Consider the following 14,662-nt stretch of genomic DNA (forward strand, 5'->3'; position numbering starts at 1 on the left):
GGGGGTGGGTGGTGGTTTGGTGCGCAAACAACCCCCCACTTAACTCCCGGCCCCCCCCCCCCCCCCCCCCCCCCCGGGGGGGGGGGGGGGGGGCCCCCCCCCCCCCCCCCCACCCCCCACTACTGCGAGTTACTTGGGCGGCGGGCGTTAAGGGCGTGTTGGGGTGGACGTGGCGACGAAAGTTTCCGCAACTTTATGTCCGGTTGATGGACCCCTCAACAGAAATGAACAAAAGTGCTCACGCTCCGAGAACGCGGGAAAGCGCTGAGTTCGCCGGAGGTTTCCGGGCGATCTCGCACCGTTCCCGCGACCTCGTTGCAGGAAGCGCTCGACGGCGGAGCGCACTTGGGTGCCTGGCGTCAGCGGGGGGGGGGGGGGGGGGGCTAGGCTCCCGCAGCGGCCGCGATCCGGGCCTTCTTCTTCAGCGACGAGTTCGTCTTTGCAGTGCGCAGCATGTCCACCGTGAGCACCAGCAGGGCGAGCCACACCACGCAGAAACCGATCCAGCGGGCCGTGGTCATGGTCTCGTTGAAGACGGCCAGCGCCACGATGAACTGGAGAATCGGTGCGAAATACTGGAGCAAGCCGATGGTGGTCATGGGCAGGCGACGGGCTGAGGCGCCAAAGAAGAGCAGCGGCACAGCGGTGATGACGCCGGATGCCAGAAGCAACCAGAAATGCCCGGGCCCGTGGGCGGTGAGTGTTGCGACACCGCTAACGCCCAGGACAACCATGGTGGCGGCCGCAAAGGGGGCCAGGACCACTGTTTCAACGGAGAGGCTGGTGAGCGCATCAACCTTGGGCCCGACGCGTTTCTTGACGAACCCGTACAGGCCGAAGCTGCAGGCAAGGATCAACGCGATCCAGGGAAGCTGGCCGTAGGAAAAGGTCAGGACTCCCACTGCGATGAAGCCGATGCCCACTGCTGCCCACTGGAGTGGCCGCAACTTCTCCTTGAGCACGAATACGCCAAGCAGGACCGACACCAACGGGTTGATGAAGTATCCAAGGGATGTTTCAACGGCATGGCCTGTGGTGACGCCGAAGGTATAGGTGAGCCAGTTGATGGCTATCAATCCAGCTGCCAAGGCCAACGGGGCAAAGACGGAGCGGTCCTTCACGGCTGCGCCAAAGACCCGCCAGGCCCGCGTGACCGTGATCAGCAACGCACAGAAGATCAGCGACCAAACGACGCGGTTGGCAACGATTTCGATGGCCCCGGCCGGTTGAAGCGCGAGGAAGTACAGGGGAAGCAGTCCCCACAAAGAGTAAGCGCCAATGCCAAAGAGGATTCCCGCCGTCGACTCGCTCCAGACCGGCTTTCGTCCGCGGGTCCTGCCGCCAGAGGTATCGCCGTTCAGTTCACTGCTGGACGCACTCGCAGTCGCGGCTTGGCTGGAAGTGGACGAGTTTGCGGTGATCTGCTCGGGTGTCGACACAATGTCGCCAACACCAAACGTGGGCGCAATATTCCGCAATGTTGGCAGTGATGGTGTGTTTTTGTGTGACACCTGCCATATAGGAGGCTGGGTGCAGGGCGGACATCTAGAATTGGAATCTGCGCGCCCCAACAATGGCGTGGCTTACTGCTTCGGAAGGGCTTACGGTGTCCAACTCAGCCGCAACCACCCCCAAACGTCCGCTTCGCGTCGCCATCGTGGGCGCCGGTCCCGCCGGCGTCTACGCCGCCGACATCCTGACCAAGTCCAACGAGGTCAAGGACGGGGACGTGGAGGTCAGCATCGATCTCTTTGAGGCGTACCCTGCGCCCTATGGGCTGATCCGCTACGGCGTGGCGCCGGACCACCCCCGCATTAAGGGCATCGTCAACGCCCTGCACAAGGTTCTGGACAGGGGGGACATCCGTTTCCTTGGCAACGTGACCTACGGCCGGGATCTGACGCTTCACGATTTCCGTGCATTCTATGACGCCGTGATCTTCTCCACGGGGGCCATCAAGGACGCGGACCTGAACATCCCGGGCATCGGGTTGGAAGGGTCCTTCGGCGGAGCCGATTTTGTTTCCTGGTATGACGGACACCCGGACGTTCCCCGCGATTGGCCGCTGGATGCCAAGGAGATTGCGGTCATCGGCAATGGCAATGTTGCCCTTGATGTGGCTCGTATGCTGGTCAAGCACCCCGATGAACTGCTGGTTACCGAGATCCCGGAAAACGTGTACGAGGGGTTGAAGAAATCACCTGTTACCGACGTCCACGTATTTGGGCGACGCGGTCCTGCACAAGTTAAGTTCACCCCGCTGGAATTGCGGGAGCTGTCCCACTGCAACGACGTAGACATTGTGCTGTACCCGGAGGACTTCGAGTTTGATGAAGCCTCCGATGAAGCAATCCGCACCAACAACCAGATCAAGACCATGGTCAACACCATGACCAACTGGCTGGTGGAGGAACACGCGGAATCCGAGCAGCCATCCTCGCGCCGTCTGCACTTGCACTTCCTGCACAGCCCGGTGGAGATCCTGGACTCGCCGGAAACTCCCGGCAAGGTTGCCGGCATCAAGTTCGAGCGCATGCAGCTGGATGGAACCGGCAACGTCAAGGGCACCGGTGAATTCGTGGAGTACCCCGTGCAGTCCGTCTACCGCGCGATCGGCTACCACGGCTCGCCCCTTGAGGAGCTTCCGTACGACGCCCGCCGCGGTGTCATACCGAACGACGGCGGTCGCGTCCTGGATGCCGACGGCAAGCCCGTGCCGGGAATCTATGCCACGGGCTGGATCAAGCGTGGACCTGTAGGCCTGATCGGTCATACCAAGGGCGATGCCCTGGAGACCATCGGCTGCCTCCTCGAAGACCGGCTCACGTTGCCTCCAGCAGAGAACCCGGATCCGCAGGCCATCATCGATCTCCTTGAGCAACGCGGCATCGAATACACCACCTGGGAGGGGTGGAACCGCTTGGATGCCCACGAGGCCGCCCTCGGTGCCGCTTGGTCCGAGTCCGGCAACGGCAATGGCGTGATCCGGGAGCGCATCAAGGTAGTTCCGCGTGAGGAAATGATCCAGATCTCCCGCGGCTGACCACTGGGTTTGCGTAACTGACGCCCTCAACAGGCTTCGCAAAGGCAGCAGCTGTACACAAACTCCGTTCGTAGAACTAGACTTTCGGGTACTGTGCCGCCAGCACATGCGCAGCGCACTGTCATTGCGGATTACCAGGGAGTTCGATGAGGAATCCGATCCATTCGCCTGTTCCAGCCAACGAAGCCGGGAAACTGGTGCAGAAGCGCGCCCTGGCCAGCCACGAACAACTGGATATGCTGCGGGCCGGGACTCCTGAGGACATCTCGGGCCTCCGGCGCTTGGTGCGCGAGTCCTGGCAGCGTTCGGCCAACCTGCTGGCCAATCCCGATATTCCGGAAGCGCCGCTCGCGATGGACCGCGACGAACTGGAGGACTACCGCAGGCAACACCCGCTGGCTGCGATCATGCCCGTCATCAGGAAGTTGCTGGTCCAGCCCAGCCATGACAGTGGGTTGCTCGTGGCGGTTGGGGACGACGTCGGGCGGCTTTTGTGGGTGGATGGCGATCCCGTCATGCAGCGCAGGGCCGAAGGAATGATGTTCGTTGCGGGCGCCGATTGGTCCGAGGCCTCGGTGGGTACAAGCGCTCCCGGGACGGCGCTGGCCCTGGATCGGAGCATCCAGATCTCCGGTGCCGAACACTTCAAGAGATCAGTTCACCCATGGAGTTGTACCGCCGTTCCCATCCATGATCCCGATTCCGGTGCCGTGCTGGGCGTCGTGGACATCACTGGAACGGAGACCGCGGTGGCCCCGCACACGGTATCCCTGGTGGAAGCAACGGTTGCGGCTGCACAAGCGCAGTTGCGCATCGAGCGTCTCCAGCTCGCCGCTGCCGTGCGGGAAAAACCACGACGCCGGAGCTCAACTTCTGCTTCCAGCCACACTCTGTATCGGAATAGCCTGCAGTTGTTGGGCCGCGATCAGGCCCTTCTCAGCATTGATGGCCGGACCGTTTCCGTGTCGGCCCGGCACAGCGAAATCCTGGCTATCCTCTGCAGCCAACCGGCCGGCCTCAGCGCGGATGACCTCTGCGCCCAGCTATACCCGGGAGACGGCTCGGCGGTGACGTTGCGGGCGGAAATGGTGCGCCTGCGCAAAGTTCTCCATGAACTCAGCCCCGGGGCGGTTCCCGAATCGAGGCCCTACCGCTTGCCTGTTGAGTTGCTTCCCGATTCGGGCCAGGTGCTCAGTTGCCTGCAGCGCGGTGCCCACCGGATTGCCTTGGAGATCTACAAAGGCGCAGTCCTGCCGCGCTCGGAGGCGCCCGGCGTCGTGCAGTTGCGTGAACGGGTTTCGCATCTGTTGCGGGAAGCGCTCCTGAGCGACGGCAGCGTTGATTCGCTCTTAAAGTACGCTGAGCTGCCCGAGGCGAAGTACGACGTCGATCTCCGCCTTGCCGTCCTGAAGCTGCTGCCGCCGCGCTCACCCAAGCGTGCCGCCGTCGTGGCTGACCTTGAGCGGATCGAAACGGAACTGAAAGCGTGAGCTGACTCACACGGTTGCAACGTAGCTGCAACCTGCCCGCTCCTAGGCTCGAATCAATGGCGACAGCCACCGTGATTCGCAGCAAAGGAGCTAGCAATGACCGTTTATGCACAGCCGGGTGCCGAGGGTTCGAAGGTCACCTTCAAGGACCGGTACGAGAACTGGATCGGCGGGGAGTGGGTTGCTCCCGTCAAGGGCGCCTACTTCGAAAACATCACGCCCGTCACGGGCAAAGCTTTCTGCGAAGTTGCCCGTGGCACGTCCGAGGACATTGAACTGGCACTGGATGCCGCGCACAAGGTCGCGCCATCCTGGGGCAAGACGTCAGCTACGGAACGCGCCGCGATTCTGAACAAGATCGCAGACCGCATAGACGAGAACGTAGAGCTGCTCGCGGTTGCCGAGACGTGGGACAACGGCAAGCCCGTCCGGGAGACCCTCAACGCGGACATTCCCTTGGCCGCCGATCACTTCCGCTACTTCGCCTCCGCCGTCCGTGCGCAGGAGGGGCATCTTTCGCAGCTTGACGACGACACCACCGCCTACCACTTCAAGGAACCGCTGGGCGTGGTGGGCCAGATCATCCCCTGGAACTTCCCCATCCTTATGGCCGTGTGGAAGCTGGCCCCCGCGCTTGCCGCGGGTAACGTCGTCGTACTTAAGCCAGCCGAGCAGACGCCGACGTCGATCCTGGTGCTGATGGAATTGATCGGCGACCTGCTGCCCGCGGGTGTAGTGAACGTGGTCAATGGTTTCGGCGTCGAAGCCGGAAAGCCACTGGCTTCCAGCCCTCGGATCCGCAAGATCGCCTTCACGGGCGAGACCACCACAGGCCGGCTTATCAGCCAGTACGCGTCCAACAACCTCATCCCTGTCACGTTGGAACTTGGCGGCAAGAGCCCCAACATTTTCTTCGACGACGTCGCAGCTCAGAATGACGCTTTCTACGACAAAGCACAGGAGGGCTTCACGCTCTTTGCCTTCAACCAGGGCGAGGTCTGCACCTGCCCGTCGCGTGCTTTGGTCCAGGAGGGGATTTACGACTCCTTCATGGCTGATGTCGTAGCCCGTACCAACAAGATCATCCAAGGCAACCCGCTGGACACGGAAACCCAGATCGGTGCCCAGGCATCCAACGACCAGCTGGAGAAGATCCTCTCCTACATCGACATTGGAAAGCAGGAGGGCGCGAAAGTCCTCACGGGCGGCGCACGGGCAGAGCTTTCCGGTGACCTTGCCGGCGGCTACTACGTCCAGCCCACGATTTTCGAAGGCCACAACCGGATGCGGATCTTCCAGGAGGAGATCTTCGGCCCTGTGGTCTCCGTGACCAGGTTCAGCGACTACAACGACGCCATAGGCATCGCCAATGACACCCTGTATGGCCTGGGTGCCGGCGTTTGGTCGCGCAACGGAAATGTCGCCTACCGCGCGGGCCGGGAAATCCAGGCCGGTCGCGTGTGGGTCAACAACTACCACGCCTACCCGGCCGGTGCCGCCTTCGGTGGCTACAAGTCCTCAGGCATTGGCCGTGAAAACCACGCCATGATGCTGGACCACTACCAGCAGACCAAGAACCTCCTGGTCAGCTACAACGAGAACAAACTCGGCTTCTTCTAGGAGTTTGTGGTCAGCCGATGCCCCTCTATTGTTCGGAAAGGGGCGTTGGCTGTGCACCATCCCGCTTCATTCGTAAAGATCAAAGGAGATCGTCAATGTCCACAACCATGCAAGCTGCAGTAGTTACGGAGTTCGGAACCGACCTTAAGGTCATGGACGTGGAAAGGCCGACGCCGGGTCCCGGCCAAGCGCTGGTGCGCCTGATCACGTCGGGGGTATGTCATACCGACCTGCATGCGGCCGAAGGTGACTGGCCGGTCAAACCTACCCCTCCCTTCGTGCCCGGCCACGAGGGAGTGGGAGAAGTAGTGGCCCTCGGCGAAGGAGTAACGGACGTCGCGGTGGGGGACATTGTTGGCAATGCGTGGCTGTGGTCTGCCTGCGGAGATTGTCAGTATTGCCGCACCGGGTGGGAAACGCTGTGCGAGTCCCAGCAGAACGGTGGCTACAGTGTGGACGGCTCGTTTGGCGAGTACATGTTGGTGGACACACGTTTTGCAGCCCGCATCCCGGAGGGCTCGGATCCCGTGGAGGTTGCTCCGGTATTGTGCGCCGGAGTTACCGTCTACAAGGGCTTGAAGATGACCGAAGCCAGGCCTGGCCAGTGGGTTACGATCTCCGGAATCGGCGGATTGGGACACATTGCCGTCCAGTATGCGGTAGCCATGGGACTTCGTGTGGCCGCCGTGGATATTGCCGACGACAAGCTGGCGTTGGCCAGGGAACACGGCGCTGAACTAACGGTCAATGCTCTGCATGAGGATCCAGCCGAGGTCATCCAGCGCGAAACCGGCGGCTGCCACGGTGTCCTGGTGACGGCGGTGCACCCTTCTGCCTTCGGGCAAGCAATCGGAATGGCCCGCCGTGGTGGGACCATCGTCTTCAACGGGCTTCCTCCGGGTGACTTCCCGGCACCCATTTTCGAGATCGTCCTTAAGGGCCTCACGGTGCGGGGATCGATTGTTGGCACCCGCCAGGATCTTGAGGAAGCGCTGGAGTTCTACGCACAAGGCAAGATCAAGCCCACGGTCTCCACCCGTGAGTTGTCTGAGGTCAACGCGGTCTTTGACGAGATGAAGCACGCCAAGATCGATGGCCGAGTGGTTCTGAAGTTCTGATGGACCACCCCGTATTGGAAGCTGCGGTGACGCTCTCCGGGGAGAACTTTTCCCGGGTGGCGCTCACCGCGGCCTCCGTCGAACTGTTGCGGAAGCTCTGGGAGCAGCATGGCCCGCTCATGTTCCATCAATCCGGTGGGTGCTGCGACGGCTCCGCTCCCATGTGCTACCCGGCGGGGGAGTTCCTCACCGGTGATTCAGATGTGCTCCTGGGCCGGTTCGATATCAGTGCAGGCTTCGGAACCGGAGCGGGCCAGGATCCAAAGCCTCTCGAGTTCTGGATGTCCAGGGAACAGTTCGCCTACTGGTCCCACACCCATCTCACTGTTGACGTGGTTCCCGGCCGAGGAAGCGGCTTCTCTGTAGAGTCCCCCGAGGGGAAGCGGTTCCTGATCCGCTCCACCATCATGGACTGGGACGTACCGGGTGTTTAGTGGTGTGACGGGGGCTACTCGCCTCCGTCACACCAGTCACATCAGTAACGTGGACTCGGGGACCGTCTCACTATCTGGGATAAATATGGTCGTCCACTGACCGGACACTATTCTTGATGAGTCCTATACCACCCCCATCCAGAATGTGGCATTTTTATGAACATTTTCAGGACCAAGTCGATCGAGCAGTCGATCGCCGACGCCGACGAGCCCGGGCGCAAGCTGAAGCGAAGCCTCAGTACCTGGGACCTGATGATCATGGGTGTCGCCGTCGCTGTCGGTGCCGGTATCTTCTCCGTTGGCGCCAAGGCTGCTGCAAACTTTGCCGGCCCGGCCGTCACCATCTCCTTTGCCATCGCAGCCGTCACGTGTGCCTTGGCCATCATGTGCTATGCCGAATTCGCCACGGCAATCCCCGTGGCAGGCTCGGCCTACGTGTTCACTTACGCCACCATGGGCGAGGTTCTCGCGTGGATCATTGGATGGAACCTCATCCTCGAACTCTTTACTGCTGCCGCGGTGATCGCCAAGTATTGGGGCATCTACCTCAGCAAAGTCTTCGCCCTGATGGGCCTGGACATCCCGCCGGCGCTCAGCGTGGGCGGCGTTGACCTCTATTGGGGCGCCTTCCTCATTGTCGCGATCTTCACCGTGCTGCTGGTGCTGGGGACGAAGCTGTCCGCCCGCGTTGGCAACATCTTCACCTTGATCAAGATCGCGGTCGTGCTGTTCGTGATCGTTGTGGGCTTCAGCTACGTCAAGTTCTCCAACTACACGCCGTTCATTCCCGCCTCGGAGCCGACTACGGGCACAGGTGCCGCCGATGTCATGAAGCAGTCCTTCTTCGGCTTCCTGACCGGTGCTGCTCCTGCCCAGTACGGCACCTTGGGCATTTTCGCTGGTGCTGCCCTGGTGTTCTTCGCCTTCATTGGCTTTGACGTCGTTGCAACTTCCGCGGAAGAGGTCAAGAACCCACAGAAGACACTGCCACGCGGTATCTTCGGTGGCCTGGCCGTAGTGACGTTGCTCTACATCCTGGTCTCCCTTGCATTGACCGGTATGGTCTCCTACACCCAGCTGGCTGAGGAAAAGAACCCCACGCTGACCACAGCTTTCGAAGCCGTGGGCAACAACGACGCCGCCAAAGTCATTGCCTTCGGGTCTCTGGTTGGCCTGACCACTGTGATCATGGTGCTGCTCATGGGCCTTTCCCGGGTGGTGTTGGCCATGAGCCGCGACGGCCTGCTGCCGCGGTCCCTGTCCAAGACCAGCGAGAAGCGCTCCACCCCTGCACGCCTGCAGATCATCTGTGGTGCAGCAGTGGCCCTGGTGGCCGGGTTGACCAACGTGGACCTCCTCGAGGAAATGATCAACATCGGAACGCTGTCTGCCTTCGTGATGGTCAGCCTGGGCATCCTGGTGCTGCGCAAGAAGCGTCCGGACCTCAAGCCTGCGTTCCGGGTCCCGTTCGGAAAAGTTCTGCCCTGGGTGTCCGCGATCCTGTGCGTCTACCTCATGACCAACCTGGCAGTCGAAACCTGGATCTTCTTCGCGATCTGGCTGGTCATCGGAATGGTCATCTACTTCTCCTACGGGCAGCGCCATTCGCGGCTCAACGAGAAGTTCGCCTCAGCCAAGGCTGCCGTCAATGGCGGTTCTGCAACCACCGCGGTCAAGGGCGACGAGGACGAAGACTCCTTCACCAAGGTCTAAACCAATCTCAGCTGCTTGTCAGACAGCTGGCTTGAATCACCATCGAAAGCGCTCGGGAGAATCAATTCCCGGGCGCTTTTGGTGTTCCTGGGCCGTCACCCTACGGCACTGCGACCGGACCCCGCGAAAGGGACAGGGGCCTAAGGCGCAGCGTGCTTCCCCACCCAATCCACCAGGGGCCTCAGCACTTCCCAGCGGTCAGCGATCTCCTGTTTTGCTGACGGCGTGGAGAGCCATTCCGGCTCACCAACCTCAACCCCGGCAGACAAGGACTTGTGCTTCAGGAGCTCGGCGCGTGGATGATCTTTGTCGAAGCCCCGCGGAACGGTCTTGAGCATCTCGCCTTGGATGGCGAAACCCGCTGCGGCAACTGAGTCCACAATCTGCTGCAATTCCCCTCCACTGTCAGGAGCGTCCACAGCCGCGCGGAAGCGTGCCAATTGTGCGGGAGTATATGAATGGCAGCCGCCACCGATCAACAGGCCATCGGCACTGACCTGGAGGTAGAACCCGAGGCCTTCGTGTGACGCTGCGAAGGCGCCCTGGGCCGTTTTGTAGGGCGACTTGTCCTGGGAGAACCTGATGTCCCTGTTTGGCCGGAAGATCTTCGCCGGCCCGAACTCAGGCTCCAGCTCCGAAAGGAGGGCCGCCAGCGGCTCCTTGACGGCGGCGTCGTAGATGTCTTTGTGCTCCAACCACCACTCGCGGTTGTTGTTCTCTTCCAGTTCTTCATAGAAGCGGAAGGCTGCGGACGGAATTCCCTCGAATGTGCTCATGGAAGGATCCTATGGACCACGGCACCAGAGCAGCCAGAGCCCAGCCCGTCTATGTGGAAAACAAAGAAGAACACCCCGCTGCAGAGATCCGCAACGGGGTGTTCGGCGGTAATTCCTACCGATTCAGACGCTTAGAGCTTGTTGGCTGCTTCGGCGTCAGAGGAGGCCTGGCCTGCACCGAGGTTGGCGCGCAGCTTGGCGCCGAGTTCGGCGTCAACGTTGGTCCAGTACTGGATGGCGCGTTCCTTGATGTCGACGCTCTTCACGCCGCCCACGGCACCGGTGATGGTGTCCAGAAGGCGGGCCTTGGCGGCGTCGTCGTAGACCTCGCGGTACAGGGTACCGGCCTGGCCGAAGTCGCTGTCCTCGGAGTGCAGGGTGTGCGCGGAGAGGGTGAGCTCGCCGTCGTTCTCCCAGCCACCTGCCGGTGAAGCGGGCTCAACAGCAGCCGGGCCACCAACGGAGTTCGGTGCGTAGACCGGGGTGGTGGGGGCGTTGAACAAGTAACGTCCGGCGCCGTCCTGACTGTAGTTGTTGACCTGGTTCTTGGGCTGGTTCACCGGGATCTGGGCGTGGTTGGTACCCACGCGGTAGCGGTGTGCATCAGCGTAGGAGAAGATGCGGGCCTGCAGCATCTTGTCCGGCGAGGCAGCGATGCCCGGTACGAAGTTCGACGGCGCGAAGGTGGCCTGCTCGATCTGCGCGAAGTAGTTCTCCGGGTTCTTGTTCAGCTCCATGGTGCCCACGTGGATCAGCGGGTAGTCCGCGTGCGGCCAGACCTTGGTGAGGTCGAACGGGTTGAAGCGGTACGTCTTGGCATCCTCGTAGGGCATGACCTGGACGTGCAGTTCCCAGGAAGGGAAGTTGCCGGCTTCGATGTTCTCGGAGAGGTCGCGGATGTAGAAGTCTGCATCCGAGCCTGCCAGCTCCTCAGCCTGGTCACCAGTGATGGTCTTGACGCCCTGGTTGGACTTGAAGTGGTACTTGACCCAGAAGCGCTCACCAGCGGCGTTGATCCACTGGTAGGTGTGCGAGCCGTAGCCCTGCATTTCACGCCAGGAAGCCGGGAGGCCACGGTCGCCCATGAGCCAGGTGACCTGGTGTGCGGACTCGGGGGAGAGGGTCCAGAAGTCCCACTGCATGTCAGCGTCACGCAGGTGGGTACCGGGGAGGCGCTTCTGGGAGTGGATGAAGTCCGGGAACTTGATGCCGTCGCGGATGAAGAACACCGGGGTGTTGTTTCCCACGAGGTCGTAGTTGCCCTCGGAGGTGTAGAACTTCACGGCGAAACCGCGGGGGTCGCGCCAGGTGTCGGGAGAACCATTCTCGCCGGCAACGGAGGAGAAACGGATCAGCATGTCCGTCTCGACGCCCGGCTGCAGGAACGCGGCCTTGGTGTAGGCCGAAACGTCGGAGGTGGTCTTGAACGTACCGAAAGCGCCGCCACCCTTGGCGTGCACTACACGCTCCGGGACCCGCTCGCGGTTGAACTGCGCAAGCTTTTCCACCAGGTAGTGGTCGGTCAGGATGATGGCACCGTCGGCGCCGACGGACTTGGAGTGCGCGTCGGAAGTAACGGGGGCACCTGACTGGGTTGTTGAAATAGCAGTCATTGTTCTCCTTGTTCTTATTTTTGAGTTACGGACGTTTGTTTGGGGAGCTGTTGTTTCGCCTGGCAATCCTGGCAGATGCCCTGATACAGGACGTCTGCGATCTGGATGGTCATTGGCTTGGAATTTTCATCCCAGTGCGGTGTGAGGCACGGTGCGTGTCCCACGGCGCAGTCCACGTCTTCCACGCGGCCGCAACTGATGCAGACGGCGTGGTGGTGGTTATCGCCCACCCGGGTTTCGTAGAGCGCCGGGGAGTGCGGGGGTTCAAAGCGGCGCAGCATCTGCAAATCCGTGAGGTCGCTGAGCACAACGTAAACGGACTGCGCCGTCAGTTCCGGGAGCTCTTTGCGGGCAGCGGCAAGGATGCCTTCTGCCGGGGAGTGCGGATGGTGCTGGACCGCGGCCAGCACCGCCAGCCGCTGTTTGGTCACACGCCTGCCGTGGGCATGCAGGGCACCGGCCCATGCTTCCTGGTCGGCTGTGTGATCGGTCATGCACTCATTGAACCACTTATTTTGAGCAGTTCACAATAAGGCAAAGCTAACTTCCGGCAAATTAAACATTTCCACCATCGGATTGGCTTGTTCCGCAGCAGATCGACCCACCGCGTGGATGCGGAGGGCTGAACCGGGATTCCCGCCTTCGACAGCCACGCAGCTGAAACCAGTGAGTCCGCTGGTCAGCGGCAGCGCACCTAACGCGGTGCCCACGGCAACGAGCTCCCCGGGAAGGACACTGGAAATCGAAGCCGCTCCGCTGGCGGGCTCAATTACGCTGTGATGGCGGGCTGCATCAACTGTCGCCACCAGTGGGACCGGCACCTGGACAGGTACGACGCCGGACGTGGCCGCAGGCGCGGACCCCGCCTGCCCAGTGGGTGCTTTCGGGATGCTGGCGACGCCAAGCCGCAGCGAATCCCGGATCTGCGCATCGACGATGTCCAGGCTGTCCTCGGGCTCGGGAACGCGATGGTGCGCCGGCAACGCGAGTTGGCGTCCCGGCGTCGTGGTTTCTGCCGCCCAGCGGGCGAAGAGGTGGAATGTGGGCGTCGAAGACTCAGCCACCGGCTCGCCGATAGCCGAACCCAAGGGGTGCCATCGGTGGGCGAACATCACGGCACAGCGCTTCGCGCCCAGGACGTCGTCCAAAGCTGCCCGGGCGAGGTTGTGGCAGGACAACCAGTCGGCGGCCGAGGATTCCGTAAATTCCGTGGAGGGGTCCGAGAGGCGAATCAGAATGTGGCCGGCCGTCAGGGGGTGGCGCGGCCTGGCAATTTCCCAGATGCCCGAGCGGAACAGCAATCGTCGCGACAAGACCATGTGGACTCCTTCCCCGGGGTGAGCCTACCAACCAGCGCGTTACGGCGGGAGACGCACCCTGGAAGCCAAGCGGGCAACGACGTCCCAAGGGTCGTTAGGGTGGCTAGGTGGCGAAACTACTGGCAGACATCACTCCGATCAAGGAGAGCCCGGCCTTCCGGCGGCTTTGGCTCGGGGCCTCAGTGGCTGCCATTGGTACCCAGCTCACGTTGGTGGCCGTCAGCCTGGAGGCTTACCGCCTGACACAGGAGAGTTTCTACGTAGGCCTCCTGGGTATCTTCGCTCTGGTTCCGCTGGTCATCGCCGGGCTTTACGGCGGATCCATCTCAGATGCCTACGATCGCCGAAAAGTAGCGCTGATCGCATCATTGGTGCTTTGGGCCACCACGGCCGGCTTGGCACTGCAGGCCTGGCTGGAGATCGGCAACATCTGGATACTTTACGCGTTGGTTGCCATCCAAAGTGGTGCGCAGGGCATTAACGGTCCCGCCCGAAGCGCCATCATCCCGCTCCTGGTCCGCAAGGATCTGCTCCCGGCGGCGAACGCCTTGAGCATGCTGACGTTCGGCCTGTCCATGACCGCCGGACCACTCCTGGCGGGCGTGCTGGTGGCCACGATCGGTTTCGGATGGACTTACACGATCGATGTCATCAGCTTCACTTTTGCCCTGTGGGGCCTCGCCAAACTCCCGCCGCTGCCGCCGCCCAAGGACGCCGTCCGGCCCGGGCTTCGCTCCGTCGTGGAGGGCTTCCGGTTCCTAGGCACGCGGCCTAATGTCCGGATGACATTCATCATTGACCTCATCGCCATGATCTGCGCCCAACCCCGTGCCCTGATGCCTGCAATCGGTGCAGTCATGATTGGAGGCGGTGAAACAACGGTGGGCGTGCTGTTGGCATCTACCGCCGTGGGTGCCTTCCTTGCCGGATTATTTTCCGGTCCCCTCGGCAGGGTGAGGCGCCAGGGAAGCGCAGTGGTGTGGTCGGTGGTCGGGTGGGGTGCCTCGATTGCTGGGTTTGGCTTGGTGGTGTTGCTGGCTGGAGATTCGGGCCGCGAGGGCGTAACGCCCTGGCTCCTTCCTGGCGCCCTGTGTTGTGCACTGGCTGGGATCTCCGATTCTGTCAGCGCGGTCTTCCGCACCACCATCCTCCAGTCCGCTACGCCAGATCACCTGCGCGGACGGCTGCAGGGCGTGTTCATTGTGGTGGTGGCAGGAGGCCCTCGAATAGGGGACATGCTGGCTGGCGGTGTCACGCAATTCCTCAGCGAAGGCGGAGTGCTGCTGATTGGCGGGATCGTCTGCATGGTGTTGGCCTGGCTGGCTTCGCGCCTGCAGCCGGGCTTCGTCGCGTACGATGCGAAGCATCCGGTGCCGTAGCCAGCGGGCCGGTAGCCAGCAGGATTGTTGCAGGCAGGGCGGATGCCAGCCCAAAAGCCGAGGCCAGCCTGTAGGTGTGCCAGTTACGGAACACGGCGACCGCCGTCGGCGTTAATCCCTGCAGAACCTTCCACGAGCCAACGAAAGTGAAAGAACA

The 14,662-nt window shown here is 62.0% G+C and carries 12 protein-coding genes; 7 read left to right on the forward strand and 5 right to left on the reverse strand.

Annotation, left to right across the window (positions count from 1 at the left end):
* Positions 1–383: 383 nt before the first annotated feature.
* Complete coding sequence (rarD, locus tag ABIE18_RS13860) at positions 384–1,478, reverse strand: EamA family transporter RarD (protein ID WP_499723510.1); 1,095 nt, start codon at positions 1,476–1,478, stop codon at positions 384–386.
* 128 nt (positions 1,479–1,606) lie between these two features.
* Between rarD and ABIE18_RS13865 the strand changes: the two genes are divergently transcribed.
* From ABIE18_RS13865 to ABIE18_RS13890, 6 genes are all read left to right on the forward strand, one after another.
* Complete coding sequence (locus ABIE18_RS13865; RefSeq protein ID WP_499723339.1) at positions 1,607–3,043, forward strand: FAD-dependent oxidoreductase; 1,437 nt, start codon at positions 1,607–1,609, stop codon at positions 3,041–3,043.
* Between the two features lie 146 nt (positions 3,044–3,189).
* Positions 3,190–4,533, forward strand: a complete 1,344-nt coding sequence (locus ABIE18_RS13870; RefSeq protein ID WP_499723340.1) for a GAF domain-containing protein — start codon at positions 3,190–3,192, stop codon at positions 4,531–4,533.
* A 96-nt stretch (positions 4,534–4,629) separates the two neighbouring features.
* Complete coding sequence (gene exaC, locus ABIE18_RS13875; protein WP_499723341.1) at positions 4,630–6,153, forward strand: acetaldehyde dehydrogenase ExaC; 1,524 nt, start codon at positions 4,630–4,632, stop codon at positions 6,151–6,153.
* Between the two features lie 95 nt (positions 6,154–6,248).
* Positions 6,249–7,271: an alcohol dehydrogenase AdhP gene (gene adhP / locus ABIE18_RS13880; protein ID WP_499723342.1), complete on the forward strand. Its 1,023-nt coding sequence runs from the start codon at positions 6,249–6,251 to the stop codon at positions 7,269–7,271.
* Positions 7,271–7,705, forward strand: coding sequence for a DUF779 domain-containing protein (locus ABIE18_RS13885; protein WP_499723343.1), 435 nt, complete (start codon positions 7,271–7,273; stop codon positions 7,703–7,705). Before adhP ends, ABIE18_RS13885 begins: the two co-directional genes overlap by 1 nt.
* Positions 7,706–7,861: 156 nt before the next feature.
* Positions 7,862–9,418 carry an amino acid permease gene (locus ABIE18_RS13890; RefSeq protein ID WP_499723344.1) on the forward strand — a complete coding sequence of 519 codons (1,557 nt, stop codon included), beginning with the start codon at positions 7,862–7,864 and terminating at the stop codon, positions 9,416–9,418.
* 140 nt (positions 9,419–9,558) lie between these two features.
* Here ABIE18_RS13890 and ABIE18_RS13895 read toward each other — a convergent pair whose 3' ends face one another.
* The 4 genes from ABIE18_RS13895 to ABIE18_RS13910 form a co-directional block, all read right to left on the reverse strand.
* A complete protein-coding gene (locus tag ABIE18_RS13895) occupies positions 9,559–10,194 on the reverse strand; it encodes a DUF2461 domain-containing protein (protein ID WP_499723345.1) in 636 nt (211 codons plus the stop codon).
* Between the two features lie 131 nt (positions 10,195–10,325).
* Entirely contained in the window at positions 10,326–11,807 is a 1,482-nt protein-coding gene (locus ABIE18_RS13900) for a catalase (RefSeq protein WP_499723346.1), read from the reverse strand.
* 14 nt (positions 11,808–11,821) lie between these two features.
* Positions 11,822–12,301: a Fur family transcriptional regulator gene (locus ABIE18_RS13905; protein WP_499723347.1), complete on the reverse strand. Its 480-nt coding sequence runs from the start codon at positions 12,299–12,301 to the stop codon at positions 11,822–11,824.
* 30 nt (positions 12,302–12,331) lie between these two features.
* Positions 12,332–13,126, reverse strand: coding sequence for a hypothetical protein (locus ABIE18_RS13910; protein ID WP_499723348.1), 795 nt, complete (start codon positions 13,124–13,126; stop codon positions 12,332–12,334).
* Between the two features lie 107 nt (positions 13,127–13,233).
* Here ABIE18_RS13910 and ABIE18_RS13915 point away from each other — a divergent pair, with 107 nt between their 5' ends.
* On the forward strand, positions 13,234–14,505 hold the full coding sequence (locus ABIE18_RS13915; protein WP_499723349.1) for an MFS transporter: 1,272 nt from the start codon (positions 13,234–13,236) through the stop codon (positions 14,503–14,505).
* Positions 14,506–14,662: the final 157 nt, after the last annotated feature.

The sequence above is a fragment of the Arthrobacter sp. 2762 genome (assembly GCF_040548745.1).
Lineage (GTDB): Bacteria > Actinomycetota > Actinomycetes > Actinomycetales > Micrococcaceae > Arthrobacter.